We start from the raw sequence: 15,002 nt of genomic DNA on the forward strand, positions 1-15,002 counted from the left end.
AATCAAGATACAAGAAGCACTGCCGCGTAAGGGAGAGGTCCTTTTATATAAAACCCTCCTCCTAACCTCCTCCCAGAGGGAGGAGGAACTTCCAAATTTATAAATCAGTCTTATTCATCAACTCTAAATAATCCTGAAAACAATCCTGATGCTCTAACTCAAAGCCTATCTTTTCCATTCTTGTGGCATACAGCTTTTTACCCGTCACCCTGTCACTTTCCACTTTCAATATAAATAAACCCATCTGCTGCTGAAACCATTGCAAGACTTCATGCAAAAGTTGTGGCTGATTATTAGTCAAAATATATGAAGAATCAGGATGTTCCACGTGAATCATATGAGCTAGAAAACGTGATAAGTCTTCAATATGAATACGATTCGACCAGTGCAGATTTGGATAACTGATCATTGAGGTTGCCATTTTCTGCATACGTGCCACAGAAGTCCCATAAATCCCACTTGGGCGGATAATGGTACATTGATCAGGATAAGCCGCGAGATACGCCTGTTCCATGTGATGCAGAATTTCACCTTGAGCATCATTCGGATGAATTTCAGTTTCATCATCCACGCTTTCACCTGCATTCTGTCCATAAACCCGGGTTGATGAAACCACCACCATTCTTTTTACCGGATGGGATTTCAAGGCAGTAATGATTGGCTGAACCGAATCCAGATAAATGTGCTGATAGGCTTCGACCCCCCTCAGTTTTGGGCTAAGTAACACATAGACCCAATCAATCGGAGCGGCTGCACTTAAATCCAGAGTGTGTACATCCTGAATCAGATGAGTTGCGAATGAATCTGTTTTGGGACTTTGGCTAATTGTGCTAATTTGATGACCTTGCTCAAATAATTGTTTAGCTACCCGCTCGGATGTTTTACCATAACCAATAAATAAAATATGCATTCGACACCGAATCACAGACCTGGTTGAGGGGACATGGCTGCAGTCCATCAGTTACAAGGCGTTGGCAATGCCGCCGCTGCTTTACTCGAAAAACTAAATATCTTTAATACTGATGATTTGCTTTTTCATCTACCACGTGACTATGAAGACCGTAGCACGATCATTCCCATGAATCAATTAACGGTGGGACGCAGCTATTTGCTGGAAGGTATCGTGAAAGGGGTTGATTTCCCACCCGGTAAACGCAAGTCTATGGCAGTGTTACTGGATGATGATTCTGGCAAAGTCACTTTGCGCTTTTATCATATTTATAAAGGCATTACCGATCGCTGCAAGCTCGGTAACCGTTTAAGAGTCTTTGGTGAAGTGCGAGTCGGTGCCCGTGGTCTGGAAATGTATCATCCAGAGCTGCAAGTCATTACTGAACATACGCCTCTGCCTCATACCCAACTCACCTCGATCTATCCGGCAACCGAAGGACTGACTCAGCCCAAGCTGCGGGAATATATTAAACAGGCACTAGAACTGCATAGCGATGATCTGCCTGAACTGTTGCCACAAAAATTTAGCAATGGTTATGGCCTGAAGCAGGCACTGGAATATATTCATCATCCACCGCTGGACGCCAATATGTTGCAGCTCACTCAAGGCTCACATCCGGCACAGCAGCGTCTGATTTTTGAGGAACTGGTGGCACATCAAATCAGTTTACTGACTCGGCGTGCCTTTATTCAGCAGATTGAAGCCCCTTCATTTTCCCCGAGTAAAACCTATGCCAAACAGCTTTTGGCCGGTTTACCTTTCGAAATGACCGGTGCGCAAAAACGTGTATCCAAAGAAATTGCCATAGACCTGAAACAGGATAAACCGATGCTACGTCTGGTGCAAGGTGATGTGGGTGCAGGTAAAACCTTAGTGGCCGGCGTAGCAGCCTGTCATGCCCTAGAAGAAGGCTGGCAAGTTGCGCTGATGGCGCCAACTGAAATTCTGGCCGAACAGCATTACCTCAACTTCAAGCGCTGGTTCGAACCACTCGGTTTAAATGTTGCCTGGCTTTCTGGGAAGCAGAAAGGTAAAGCGCGTACTACAGCAGAGCAAGTGATCCGTGATGGTAGCGCGCATCTGGTGGTGGGCACACATGCCCTGTTTCAGGAAAATGTCGAGTTTGCCAAACTGGGCTTAGTAATTATTGATGAGCAGCATCGTTTTGGGGTCGATCAACGCTTAGCCTTGAGAAATAAAGGCTTGGATGGCATGTCGCCGCATCAATTGGTGATGACCGCAACCCCGATTCCACGCACGCTTGCTATGTCGGCGTATGGCGATCTGGATACGTCAATTATTGATGAATTGCCACCGGGTCGTACTCCGATCCAGACTGTGACCATTCCGCTGGATCGTCGCGAAGAGGTTCTGCAACGGATTGCCACGAATTGTGCTGAAGGTAAACAGGCTTATTGGGTCTGTACTTTGGTGGAACAGTCGGAAACTCTGGATGCTCAAGCCGCAGAAGCAACCTTTGCCGAGATCAAGGAACGCTTCCCTGAACTGAATATCGGTCTGGTACATGGCAAAATGAAAGCCGATGAAAAACAGGCAGTCATGCAGGAATTCAAAGACAATAAACTGCAGCTACTCATTGCTACAACTGTGATCGAAGTCGGTGTTGATGTCCCGAATGCTTCGATTATGGTGATTGAAAATGCCGAACGGCTTGGCCTGTCACAACTACATCAGCTGCGTGGCCGGGTTGGTCGTGGTGCCAAAGCCAGCTTCTGTGCCTTGCTTTATAAAAATCCATTGTCACAAAATGGTCAGGAACGTCTGCGCATCATGCGCGAAACCAATGATGGTTTTATCATTGCCGAGAAAGACCTGGAATTACGTGGTCCGGGTGAATTGTTAGGAACCAAACAGACTGGTGATATGGGTTTCCGTGTAGCCAAGCTGGAACGTGATGATCACTTGCTGAATCAGGCGCATTATGTCGCCCAGCAGATGTTAAAAGATTATCCGAAACAGGCGGATGCATTATTAAAACGCTGGCTACCTGAGGCTCCACGCTATGCCTATGTTTAAGCTGCTCCAACAGGGAAAACACTGGCTGAACCGTTTACAACCTTGTCAGCTGTGCCAGACAGATTATCAAAACCTGCATTCTGTCTGTCAGGATTGCTGGCAACAGTTACCTTGGGCACATCAGACTATTCAGCGTCAGGAAATGCAGTTTCAGGTGGCTTGTGACTATGCCTACCCGATGGATCGCCTGATTCAATTATTTAAATATGAGCAGAAGCTGCATCTGGAACCATTATTGGCAGGTGCATTACTAACCTTAAAATTTCCTAAAGTCAGTGCAGTGGTTCCTATGCCGATTTCAACCGAACGACTGGTTGAACGTGGCTATAATCAATCTTTGTTGCTGGCCAAGCATGTAGCTAAACACTTGCAAGTTCCCGTCTGGCAACCAATTGAACGACTCAAGCAACATTCACAAAAAGGCTTAAGCCGTCTGGAACGTATCGAAGATATTGAAGCCCAGTTCAGGGTCACTATCTCTTCAAAAGTCCGTTATCGTAAGGTTTTAATTATTGATGATGTGGTTACGACTGGCAGCTCAATTCGAGCTTTGAGCCAGCAACTGGAAAAACTGGGCTGTCAGCAGATTTATGCCGCCTGTCTGGCGGGAGCCAAACTTTAAATCAGGCTTGGGCCAGTAAGTTCTTTTTAACCCAAGGTATGACAATTTCTGTAGTTAAAGGTGCAAGTTTCACATCTTTCTGATCCAGATCCACCCATTTCATCTCGGCAATCTCAGCTTCAATATGTGGTTCGCCATCTAACTGCACCAGATAAACATAACTAACCAGTTGATGATCCGGTTCATTGGCAGTTTGAGTTTCAAAACACCCGATAAATTGCTGAATCTCAGCCTGACAACCAATTTCTTCCTTAATTTCACGTAGCAGGGTGCGTTCAGGTGCTTCATCCGGTTCCAGCTTGCCACCCACTTGCATAAAACAGTCAGTATTTTTCTTACGAACCACCAGCAGCTGCTGATCTGAATTCAAAATAATGGCAGCTGCGACGGTAATAATTTTCATGAATTCGGAACGATCAAGTGGAAAACACTTATTTTACGAGATCTTCCTGATCGACCATACCCCATTTTGCTTCAGGCGGCTGGTAGTCTTGAAATTTCTGTAAAATTTCTTCGAAGTCATCACTCACGATCAGGGATTCAGTAAAACGTGGCTTGGTAAAACCCTTGTCCGTGGTCATCTGAATAAATTTCAGCAAATCATCATAAAAGCCATCGACATTGAGAAAAGCACAAGGTTTTTTATGAATCCCGAGCTGAGCCCAAGTCCATTGCTCAAAAATTTCCTCGAGCGTTCCCGCCCCACCCGGAATGGCAATAAAACCATCGGAGAGTTCTGACATTTTGGTCTTACGCTCATGCATATTATCGACCACATACAGCTTGGTAATATGTGGATGTGCCAGTTCACGATTCACCAAGGGTCTTGGAATAACACCAATAACCTCGCCCCCTGCAGCCAAGGCACTATCCGCTACAATGCCCATTAATCCGGAACGACCACCACCATAAATCAGTGTTTGCTGTCTTTTTGCCAGAGTTTGGCCTACCTTTTCAGCAATTTGTTTATAACCAGGTTCAGAACCTAGCGCTGAGCCACAGAAAATTGCGATAGAATTCATCATTTTCACCATTGCATTGCCGGTATATAGTACGCAGGCAGCGCCTGAGAGTTTTTTTTTCAAAAATAACTGCACAATCAGTGTTTTTATTCAATTCCTTGTCTAAAATACACGCATTTAGATTAACTTACTGCGCAAGGGAGAAAAGACAGCATGCTTGAAGCCTTTTACGCCACAGAGCGCGGTAGCCTAGAAGATGCCACCATCAATGGTGATTTCGACCTGCATCCGGAACTGGTTTGGATAGATTTAATTGCGCCTTCACAGGAAGAACAGCAATGGATTCTGGATGCCTATGAGCAAAACCTGCCCACCTTAAAATCTCTGGAAGATATTTCTTCGAGTGCCCGATTTTACCGTGATGATGACGGTATTTTGCACATCAGCACCTATTTCTTAACGAAAAATAAAAATTATCAAGTCGAAAGTGAACATGAGGATGATGCCAGCATCCTCGCAACGGTTCAGACAGTCGCTTTCATTTTGCATAAAGACCGGCTCTTTACCCTACGCGGTGAAAAGCTGGTAGCTTTCCGGGCCTTTCGTGCCCGTGCGCGTCGCAATGATTATGATATTGACTATAAAGATCCAACCTGGATTTTGCTGGGTTTGCTCGAGGCCAAACTGGATGAGTTGGCCGATATTCTGGAAGACGTACATAAGGATCTGGAAAAATACTCAACCGAAGTGCTGAATAACCGGCATCGTGAACAGATCCTGGATCTGGATGACATGATTACCCGTCTGGCCCAACTGGAAGATATGCTCGGGAAAGCTCAGCTCTGTCTGATCGATTTACGACGGGTACTTACCTTCCTGTCACGTCCACGAGCCTTAGGCAGTCATATTTATGATGCAGATATTCGAGAACTCAGTGAAGACGTCCGCTCACTGGTCGAGCATGATGCCTTCCTGTTCCAAAAAGTCCGATTCTTGCTGGATACCACGTCCGGATTCATTAACACTGAACAGAATGATACGATCCGTCGCTTCTCGATTTTACCGAGTATGCTTGCGCCACCCATGCTGATTGCCAGTATTTACGGGATGAACACTGATGTCTTGCCCTTCGCTCAAGGTTCGATGAGCTTTGTGATGGTGAACATTATTATTATGGGCTTCCTGATTGGGCCATTGATTTACTTTAGATGGAAGAAGTGGATTTAGAATCCCTCCTAATTTCTCCTTAGGGAGGAAGCTCCCTCTCCTTTTAGGTGATGAGTAGCAGTGATACTCAAGGGTGAGGTCAGAATTAATCCTCTCTCTAAGTCTCTTGTGCTTAGATTTAGGGCAGTGCTTTAAATCCCGCTTAGAGAGAAAAGACTTCCTATATTTGCTTAAAGTTCGAGTTTAGACCCATTTCTCCACTTTTTTAAAATACAAGTTCCCTCTCCTTTCAGGAGAGGGTTAGGGAGAGATTAATTAACTAATCCCTCCTACCCCCCTTCGAGAAAGGGAGGAACTTTTTTAAAATATACCGACAATAAAAAAGCACCTTTCGGTGCTTTTTATTTACTGAATGATCTGTAAATCATCCTGCAAATGACAGGCCTGAATAATCTTCATCATTTTCTCAGGAACCGCTTTAAACTGTAGCCCTCGTGCTTGCGGAGTTTGGCGCAACCAGCGCACCAGAACTGCCAAAGCCAAAGTACTACCCTGCTCAAGTCCAGCCAAATTAACTACCACAGGAAACTTGTCCTGTGACTGAATGACACGCAAACCATCTAGGTAATAGTTCTGCGCATTGTCAGCGTCAATCTTGCCTGAAACCTGTAGTTCCTGATTATTGAATTGAATCACAGCTCACCTATCTTATTTTTTCTTGTCAATCGCCGCTTCAGCATCTGGCTTAAAGTTGGCAATGGCTTTATCCAGATTACCACCATTACGTTTTACTGTAGCCGCAAACTGGTTACGGAACTGCAGACCCAGGTCAATACCAGAAACATTGATGTTACGGATTTTCCATTGTGAACCTTTATCAACCAGCTGGAAAGCAACCGGGATTTTCTCACCTTTGTTATTAAAGTCGATAGTCACCACAGGATTTTTGCTGTTAGTCGCCTTGTAAGGACGAACGCTGTAAGTCTGGTTACTGAACTTAGAGAAAGCCGTACCATAATTTTCAATCAGGGTTTCACGGAAGTTCTTTTCAAACTGTGCACGCTGCGCCGCAGTACTATACTGATTGGTCGCATAAGTCCCCATCACAATCCGGGTAAACGATTGTGAATCGATATACGGGTCAAGATTCTGACGAACAATCGTTTTCACAAGCGCAGGATTATTCTGCAATTTAGCATGATCGGTTTTAAGACGATCAATCAAATTGTCTGCAACTCTTTTAATAAAAGCAGGTGGGGCTTCAGACGGTGCAGCAAACACTGTACCAGCAACCATTGTTGAAAGAATGCTTGCAGCAAGCGTTTGTTTTACTAAAGTCTTCACTCAAATCTCCTCAATCTGTTATTCAACAAATGCAGGTTCTGCATCTGTTGTTTCTGAAAATGCAGCTTCTTCTGAGGCACTTTCCTGACTATCTGACGATTTTCCGGCACCACCGGTAATAAATTTCGTCACTAAATCTTCAATTTCCATGGTGCCTTGAGTGTTCGCAATCTGCTCACCACGTTTCAAGTAAGTCAGACCGCCACCTGGAATAATTTTCAGATACTTTTCACCCAATAAACCATTTGTTGCTACCATAATGTAAGCATCTTCATCGATATTGGTGATGGATTTCATGTTATCTAATAGTTGTTTTTCCATTATTTTTTGTTGCGCAGGATCGGCTGCGGTATAATCTGAACTATAACGTAACTCTTCCAATGCTTCCTGCTGAACCTGCTTGAGCTGCTCGGCATTAAAAGAAGTCAGAGAGCCATCCAGTGTCATATGGACAGTGGCTAAACGGGTCACCGGATCCAGTGTAATTTTATCGACCTGACCGACTTTCACCCCACTTAAAGCAACTTTAGCGCGTGGTTTGATGCCATTTACATTTTCAAAAGTCGCTGTCATCTGATAGCTATCAGAAATATTGGTGCCTACCAGACCGCTAACACGCATCGCCAAAAAGAACAGGGCGATACCAAAAAGAATGACAAAAACACCAACGGCCAGCTCACTAGTACGTGATTTCATTAAATACCTCCGAACATGACCGCAGTCAACACGAAATCAAAACCTAATACGCACAGCGAAGAATAGACGACCGTACGTGTTGTAGAAGTTGCGATACCTTCTGATGTTGGTTCACAGGCATAACCCTGATAAACCGCGATCCAGGTACAAATTAATGCAAAAACAAAACTCTTGATAATGGTGCCATTCAGGACATCTTTATAGAATCGCACGGTACTTTCCATGCCACTCCAATATGCACCTTCATCAGCACCCAGAAAATCAACACCTACCATTTTTCCGCCCATAATCCCGACCGCAGCAAAGATCACAGAGAGCATGGGCAAGCTAAAAATACCGGCCCAAAGGCGTGGTGAAATTACCCGTTTTAAGGGATCGACCCCAATCATTTCCATACTGGATAATTGCTCGGTTGCTTTCATCAGACCAATTTCGGCAGTTAAGGCAGAACCGGCACGACCAGCAAATAGTAAGGCAGCAACCACAGGTGCCAATTCACGTAACAGGGTTAAAGCCACTGCAGTACCAAGCATCGCTTCACTACCGAATGTCGACAGGATGGTATACATCTGCAAACCGAGTACCGAACCAATAAACAGGCCAGATACCGCAATAATCAAGAGTGACAGCACCCCAACCCGATACATCTGATAAACAAACAGCTTTACTCCCAGCCAGGTCGGCATGGAAAAGAGAATCTGCAACAGCATCAGTGTTGCAACACCAATCCCCTGAACACGTTCAATAACGCGTCTACCTAAGGCAGCAATGGCATTCATGAACGTACCTCATCACTTAAATAAGCCTGATGACTAAACTGATAATCTACCGGGCCTTCAACCGAACCAGTCAGGAACTGCTGCACAAAGGCTGAAGGATGATTTTTCAATTCTTCTGCTGTGCCCTCACCCTGAATTTTGCCTTCTGCGACTACATAAATGTAATCGGCAATCGATAAAGTCTCTGCCACATCATGTGAAACAATAATGGTCGTTAAATCCAATGCTTCACGTAGAGAGCGAATCAGTCGGGTCAAAACTCCCATCACAATCGGATCCTGCCCGGCAAAAGGCTCATCGTACATAATCAGTTCTGGGTCCAGTGCAATCGCGCGAGCCAAAGCCACCCGGCGATTCATCCCGCCAGACAACTCTGAAGGCATCATTTGCTCTGCCCCACGCAGTCCTACTGATTCGAGTTTCAAAGCCACGATTTCAGCAATCAAATGTTCAGGCAATTTGGTATGCGCACGAATCGGAAAGGCAACATTTTCATAGACGCTCATGTCGGTAAACAGAGCACCACTTTGGAACAGCATGCCCATACGTGCACGTGCAGAAAAAAGCTCGGAACGGGACATCTTGGCAATATCTTTACCGTCCAGTAAAACCTGACCCTGTTCAGGCGTCAGTTGCCCACCGATCAATCTTAATAAAGTGGTTTTACCAGTTCCGGAAGGTCCCATAATGGCGGTAATCTGCCCACGACGAATTTTTAAACTGACATCGTCATAAATTACACGCTCACCCCGCTTGAAACTCAAATTCTTGACTTCAATCAAAGACTGAGGATCCTGCGCTGTTTGATTTTTCATAGCTGAGTTTATTCCTGCATTTTTTCAGCATGCATATGACAAAAGAACGAAGTTCAACATGTTAGCATTTGAAAATGAAGGGTCAAGTTCATGGAAAACATAATGCTCCATGCCTGGCCATATATTTCTAGTAATCAAAAATTTTGTTTCGACGCGATTTTAACAGACTATGATCCATTTAAAAAACGATATACATAATAAATCAGATTGCACAAAAGCAAAGTTACCGCAATGTAGGACATATACCCCCTCAATAATATGAAAGACTATACAAGGACGCTTTCAGATTACGGATCATCATAAATCCAGAAAAAGTTGATGAAGTGGGCATTCTATGCTGAAAAAACAAAAAATCAATGCATAAAAAAACCAGCACTCAGGCTGGTTTTTTTATTTCAGACGTTATTCAATTAGTCATTGAATTTACGACGTGGACGATCTTCACCGAATGAACGCTCGCCACGTGGCTTGTCATCAAAGTTGCGACGCGCTGGACGATCACCGAAGTCACGTTTTGGACGGTCATCACCGAATGAACGTGCTGGACGATCACCGAAGTCACGTTTTGGACGGTCACCGAAACCACCTTCACGGCGTGGAGCAGGACGATCACCAAAATCACGTTTTGGACGGTCACCGAAAGAACCTTCACGACGTGGTTTGTAATCTACACGGTTACCGCGGTTGTCATCATTACCTTCGAAACGAGGACGGTCACCGAAGTCACGACGTGGGCGATCATTGTTAAACTCGCGACGTGGACGGTCTTCATTGAAGTCACGACGTGGACGATCACCGAAACCGCCTTCACGACGTGGACGATCGCTGTTGAAGTCACGACGTGGACGATCTTCGCCACCGAACGCAGGACGTTCGCCACGAGGTTTGTCATCGAAGCTACGACGTGGACGGTCATCACCACCTTCACGACGTTTGAAATTGCTCTCGCCTTCGAAACGACGACCACCACCGAAGCCACGACCGCCATCACGACGACCGCCACGACCACGACCAGCGCCATCACGGCTACCGCGTGCAGGAGGTGGAGATGGCTCAAGACCTTCAATTTCAGATACGTTTAGACGAGCTTCAAGGAAGTCTTCTAGTGCACGGATTTTACCGCGTTCACGATAAGTCGCTAAAGTAATTGCTTTACCAGTACGGCCCGCACGACCTGTACGACCGATACGGTGTACATAGTCTTCGTTCTTCATAGGAAGACCAAAGTTGATCACGTGAGAGATTGTCGGTACGTCAAGACCACGTGCTGCAACGTCAGTTGCAACCAGGATTTTTGCACGACCTTCACGGATGCTGCGCAGACGACGGTTACGAACGGTTTGTGGCATCGCACCATGTAGAGCAACAACGGATAAACCTGCTTCAGCAAGTTCTTCAGCCAGCATATCTGTATCTTCTTGAGTAGAAGCAAAGACCACTGCCTGATCAACATCTTCTTCGTTTAACCAGTGAGTAAGAAGTTTTTTCTTGTGCTCAAAGCCATCAGTCCAGTGTAAAGTCTGGGTAATGTCAGTATTGGTAGAGTGACCAGTTTCAATTGCAATACGCTCTGGTTCATTCATCATGCGTTCAGCAAGGGTAATGATACGTGGAGCGAAAGTTGCAGAGAACATCAGTGTTTGTTTACGGTTTGCAGCCAAGTCACCGATTGCTTCCAGGTCTTCAGAGAAACCAAGATCCAGCATACGGTCAGCTTCGTCGACGATCAGCGAGTCAACTTTGTCAAGTTTGATTTGACGACGGTTAACAAGGTCAAGTAAACGGCCTGGAGTTGCTACAACAACCTGTGCACCTTTTAACTGCTGGATTTGTTTACCAAATGGCATACCACCCATAATTGCAGCAATACGAACACCTTTCATGTGACGTACAAATGCGATCGCGTCTTGGCATACTTGTTGTGCCAATTCACGAGTTGGTGAAATCACCAGAATAGTCGGTTGAGTCACCGCTTTCATACGTTCTTTAAATGGTACGAAAGTATCTTGGTTAGCAAGTGCGTTCAAAGTTGGGAGAAGGAACGCAGCGGTTTTACCCGAACCTGTCTGGCTAGATACTAAAAGGTCTTTACCTTCTAGTGCAGCAGGGATAGATTGTTCTTGTACAGGAGTCGGAGTAGTAAAACCTAAGCCTTGAAGGGCTTGTTGTAACGATTCATGCAAAGAAAATTCAGCAAAAGTTTTGCTCATAGAGTATTCCACCCGGAAATTGGGTGCTCCATTAAAAATAAAGTCAAATGGACATCGACAAAAAGCGGTACAGCAATTAAACGCTGAAAAGAGATGATTCAGCGGCGATCCGAGTAACGACGATGTGATATAACGCACGCATGATTACGGCATAACCTGAAGGAATCGCTTTAGCGATTGGGGCGCGAGATATCGTCCTCTCTTTGGACCGCACGCGCATACACAATGATAAGAAGAGAAATGTTCAGGTGACGAACAGAAATTAAGTGCGTGCGCAGATTATAGCAGGATTATTCATAAAGTCATCCGCTTTTCAGATTATTTTGTTTAACTGCTAATTTCTTCATCAATTTCTAAGACTTAAACAAGAAAAGAAATGTAATTAATTCTCCAGCCGGTCAATTTTCTTTTTACCAAAGCTGTAAATCATCTAAATATTAGGATATTTATCTCGTAATTATTTTTAAAAAATAAAAAAGGCATCCCGAGAGATACCTTTTTAATATTCGATTTACGGCGTTAAACCCGATTATTTCGCTGCGTCACCCCAAGCAGGAACAACTGCTTGCATAAGAGGTTTCAGCATTTTCATTGAACAAGCCAAAACTTGACCATTTTCCATAGAATCGCTACCACCACGCGCATCAACCACAGTACCGCCCGCTTCTTTCACGATTAACTCGCCTGCTGCAATATCCCAAGGTTTCAAGCCAAGCTCGAAGTAACCATCAAGACGACCAGCAGCGACATAAGCCAGATCCAAGGCAGCTGAACCACCACGACGGAATTGTGCACCTGCTTCAGTCACATTGAGCAATGCATCAAAATGATTCTTGGCATAAGAGACTACTTCACCATTACGTTTAGTACGGTAAGCATGACCAACTGCCAGGAAAGTATTGTTCAGACTGTCTTTAACATTTACACGGATACGGCGCTGGTTCAGCATCGCACCACGACCACGGCTCGCAGAGAATAGCTCATCTTTCACCGGGTCATAAATAACACCGTGTTGAGTTACACCTTTGTGCTGAACTGCGATAGAGATACAGAAATGCGGAAAACCGTTGATAAAGTTTAGTGTGCCATCAAGCGGATCGATCACCCAACACCAATCAGCGTCGTGACCTTTACCTTCTTGCAGACCAAATTCTTCACCAAGGAAACTGTGATTTTTATAGCTTTTACGTAGAGTATCGATGGTCAACTGTTCCAGATAACGATCTACACGCGTTACCGGACCATCAATGCCTTTTTCTTCGACTTGCAGATCGAGTTTATGACGATTTTGATGCGCTTTTAAAAGCTCTTGACCAACTAATTGAGCCGCACGCGCAGCCATCACCACCATAGGTTCCATTGAACACCCACTACAAATTTGAAGATACTGATAAAGAATAATGCATAAAAGCCCGCATATTTTAGCAAATATCCGGGCTTTTTGGGAAAAAATGTGTCGAAACTTTTTAAGCGTTTATAACAGAACGCTTTGACCTAGCTTTAACCAGGCCTCATTGATTGATTTTTCAATGCCTTGGCTATCAAGTCCTGCCTGCTGCAACATCTGGCTATGTGTTGCTTGTGCCATAAAGCTATCCGCTAGACCTAGGTTCAGGATTGGTTTAACGATTTGAGCTTCAGCCAGATACTCATTCACAGCACTTCCTGCGCCGCCCATGACTGCATGTTCTTCAACAGTGACAAACAGACTGGTTGAATTGGCCAGCTGGTTTAATATTTTGGTATCCAATGGTTTGATAAAACGCATATTCACTACGCGTACGCCCACATCATGTTTGCTGGCAAATACCTGAGCAGCTTCCACTGCGGCTTGAACCCGACTACCGAATGCCAGAATAGAAACATATTCGTCATACTGTTCGTTCAGACTGAGCAACAATTCTGCCTGACCGATCTGCATCTCGGTCATGGTTTTCTGGATTTCCACACCCAGTCCATTCCCACGCGGATAACGCACTGCTGCCGGACCATGATACAGATAAGCCGTATGCAACATCTGACGGCATTCATTCTCATCTTTTGGTGCCATGATCACCAGATTCGGAATGGTACGCATATAGGCATAATCATAGGCGCCGGCATGCGTTGGACCATCTTCACCAACCAGACCGGCACGATCGATCCCAAACGTCACATCCAGATTTTGCAGTGCCACGTCATGCACCAACTGATCATAACCCCGTTGCAGGAAAGTTGAATAGATTGCGACGACCGGTTTTAAACCTTCACAAGCCATACCTGCTGCCAGCGTCACTGCATGTTGTTCTGCAATGGCCACATCAAAGAAACGTTCAGGGTATTCTTTGGCAAACTGCACCATACCTGAACCTTCACACATCGCCGGAGTAATCGCCAATAGGCGTTTATCCTGTGCTGCTTCATCACATAACCATTGTCCAAATACATCCGAATATTTCGGTGCTGGATTAGCTACTGCAACTGCATTGAGTTTACTAATCGCATGGTATTTAATCTGGTCACATTCTGCTGGTGCAAAGCCCTTACCTTTTTTGGTATAGATATGAATTAGGCGCGGACCTTTACGTTTTTTCAAGGCTTTAAAGACGTGTACCAGTTGTTTGACATCATGGCCATCATAAGGACCAAAATAATCAAAACCAATGGCTTTAAACAGGTTATCTGCGGCATCAGTTGCAGCCTGATGTAAACGAGAGTTATATAGCCATTCCGGATGTGGCTGTACATAAGCCTCACCATCTTCAGTCACGTTGACGAATTCGCCACGTTCCCAGATTGCAGCAAGATGCTTGGCAAAACCACCAGTACTGCAAGAGATCGACATATCATTGTCGTTCAGAATCACCATCAGGTCAGCCTGATGTGCCACAGCATCATTCATCGCTTCAAAAGCCATGCCTGCTGTCATGGCCCCATCACCAATGATTGATACGACTTCACACGGATTGTTCTGATAACGGCGGGCCAAAGCCATGCCAAGGCCAGCAGAAATGGCGGTAGATGAATGTCCTACCCCAAAAGTATCAAATTCAGATTCTTCACGCGCTGGAAATGCGGCCAGACCATCTTTGGCACGGATTGTAGTGAGCTGTTCACGACGTCCAGTCAACGCCTTATGCGGATAAGCCTGATGACCCACATCCCAGATCAGGCGATCATGTGGCGTATTAAAGCAGTAATGTAAAGCGACTGTGAGCTCAATCACACCCAGATTGGCCCCAAAGTGTCCACCACTCTGACCCGCAGCATACAAAATGAATTGACGTAACTCATCTGCCACTTGAGTGAGCTGGCTTTGCTCGAGTGCACGCAGTTGCTCAGGATGATCGATCGCATCAAGCAACGGTGTTACAGGGCGTTGAGTTGGTATTTCTGTATACAGCATATATGGCAAAGCCTTCTAAAGCCTGGCAAAATC

The 15,002-nt window shown here is 45.1% G+C and carries 14 protein-coding genes; 3 read left to right on the forward strand and 11 right to left on the reverse strand.

The features are described from left to right. Positions 1–97: 97 nt before the first annotated feature. Complete coding sequence (locus G5T77_RS13165; protein WP_166135926.1) at positions 98–910, reverse strand: NAD-dependent epimerase/dehydratase family protein; 813 nt, start codon at positions 908–910, stop codon at positions 98–100. 33 nt (positions 911–943) lie between these two features. Between G5T77_RS13165 and recG the strand changes: the two genes are divergently transcribed. Then, positions 944–2,989, forward strand: a complete 2,046-nt coding sequence (gene recG / locus G5T77_RS13170) for an ATP-dependent DNA helicase RecG (protein WP_166135923.1) — start codon at positions 944–946, stop codon at positions 2,987–2,989. Then, positions 2,976–3,611: a phosphoribosyltransferase family protein gene (locus tag G5T77_RS13175; protein WP_166135920.1), complete on the forward strand. Its 636-nt coding sequence runs from the start codon at positions 2,976–2,978 to the stop codon at positions 3,609–3,611. Before recG ends, G5T77_RS13175 begins: the two co-directional genes overlap by 14 nt. 1 nt (position 3,612) lies before the next feature. Here the strand turns inward: G5T77_RS13175 and G5T77_RS13180 are convergent, their stop codons facing one another. Together G5T77_RS13180 and G5T77_RS13185 are read right to left on the reverse strand one after the other, a co-directional pair. After that, a complete protein-coding gene (locus tag G5T77_RS13180) occupies positions 3,613–4,014 on the reverse strand; it encodes an NUDIX domain-containing protein (protein WP_166135917.1) in 402 nt (133 codons plus the stop codon). Between the two features lie 28 nt (positions 4,015–4,042). Next, positions 4,043–4,633: a TIGR00730 family Rossman fold protein gene (locus tag G5T77_RS13185; protein WP_034701503.1), complete on the reverse strand. Its 591-nt coding sequence runs from the start codon at positions 4,631–4,633 to the stop codon at positions 4,043–4,045. Between the two features lie 153 nt (positions 4,634–4,786). Here G5T77_RS13185 and G5T77_RS13190 point away from each other — a divergent pair, with 153 nt between their 5' ends. Next, positions 4,787–5,800, forward strand: coding sequence for a CorA family divalent cation transporter (locus tag G5T77_RS13190; protein WP_159122636.1), 1,014 nt, complete (start codon positions 4,787–4,789; stop codon positions 5,798–5,800). Positions 5,801–6,145: 345 nt separating this feature from the next. Here the strand turns inward: G5T77_RS13190 and G5T77_RS13195 are convergent, their stop codons facing one another. From G5T77_RS13195 to dxs, 8 genes are all read right to left on the reverse strand, one after another. Next, positions 6,146–6,436: an STAS domain-containing protein gene (locus tag G5T77_RS13195; protein ID WP_166135914.1), complete on the reverse strand. Its 291-nt coding sequence runs from the start codon at positions 6,434–6,436 to the stop codon at positions 6,146–6,148. 12 nt (positions 6,437–6,448) lie between these two features. Continuing rightward, a complete protein-coding gene (locus tag G5T77_RS13200) occupies positions 6,449–7,084 on the reverse strand; it encodes an ABC transporter substrate-binding protein (RefSeq protein WP_004786965.1) in 636 nt (211 codons plus the stop codon). Between the two features lie 18 nt (positions 7,085–7,102). Next, positions 7,103–7,780, reverse strand: a complete 678-nt coding sequence (locus G5T77_RS13205; protein ID WP_166135911.1) for an outer membrane lipid asymmetry maintenance protein MlaD — start codon at positions 7,778–7,780, stop codon at positions 7,103–7,105. Next, a complete protein-coding gene (gene mlaE / locus G5T77_RS13210) occupies positions 7,780–8,559 on the reverse strand; it encodes a lipid asymmetry maintenance ABC transporter permease subunit MlaE (RefSeq protein ID WP_004786970.1) in 780 nt (259 codons plus the stop codon). The genes G5T77_RS13205 and mlaE overlap by 1 nt, the downstream gene beginning before the upstream one ends. Continuing rightward, complete coding sequence (locus tag G5T77_RS13215; RefSeq protein WP_166135908.1) at positions 8,556–9,374, reverse strand: ABC transporter ATP-binding protein; 819 nt, start codon at positions 9,372–9,374, stop codon at positions 8,556–8,558. The genes mlaE and G5T77_RS13215 overlap by 4 nt, the downstream gene beginning before the upstream one ends. A 410-nt stretch (positions 9,375–9,784) precedes the next feature. Beyond that, entirely contained in the window at positions 9,785–11,584 is a 1,800-nt protein-coding gene (locus tag G5T77_RS13220; protein WP_166135904.1) for a DEAD/DEAH box helicase, read from the reverse strand. 529 nt (positions 11,585–12,113) lie between these two features. After that, positions 12,114–12,944, reverse strand: a complete 831-nt coding sequence (locus G5T77_RS13225) for an inositol monophosphatase family protein (RefSeq protein ID WP_005233698.1) — start codon at positions 12,942–12,944, stop codon at positions 12,114–12,116. A 114-nt stretch (positions 12,945–13,058) separates the two neighbouring features. Continuing rightward, the gene (dxs, locus tag G5T77_RS13230) at positions 13,059–14,969 is read right to left on the reverse strand and encodes a 1-deoxy-D-xylulose-5-phosphate synthase (RefSeq protein WP_166135901.1); all 1,911 of its coding nucleotides are present in this window, start codon (positions 14,967–14,969) and stop codon (positions 13,059–13,061) included. Positions 14,970–15,002 lie beyond the last annotated feature (33 nt).

The organism is Acinetobacter sp. GFQ9D191M (assembly GCF_011174875.1).
Taxonomy (GTDB): Bacteria; Pseudomonadota; Gammaproteobacteria; order Pseudomonadales; family Moraxellaceae; genus Acinetobacter.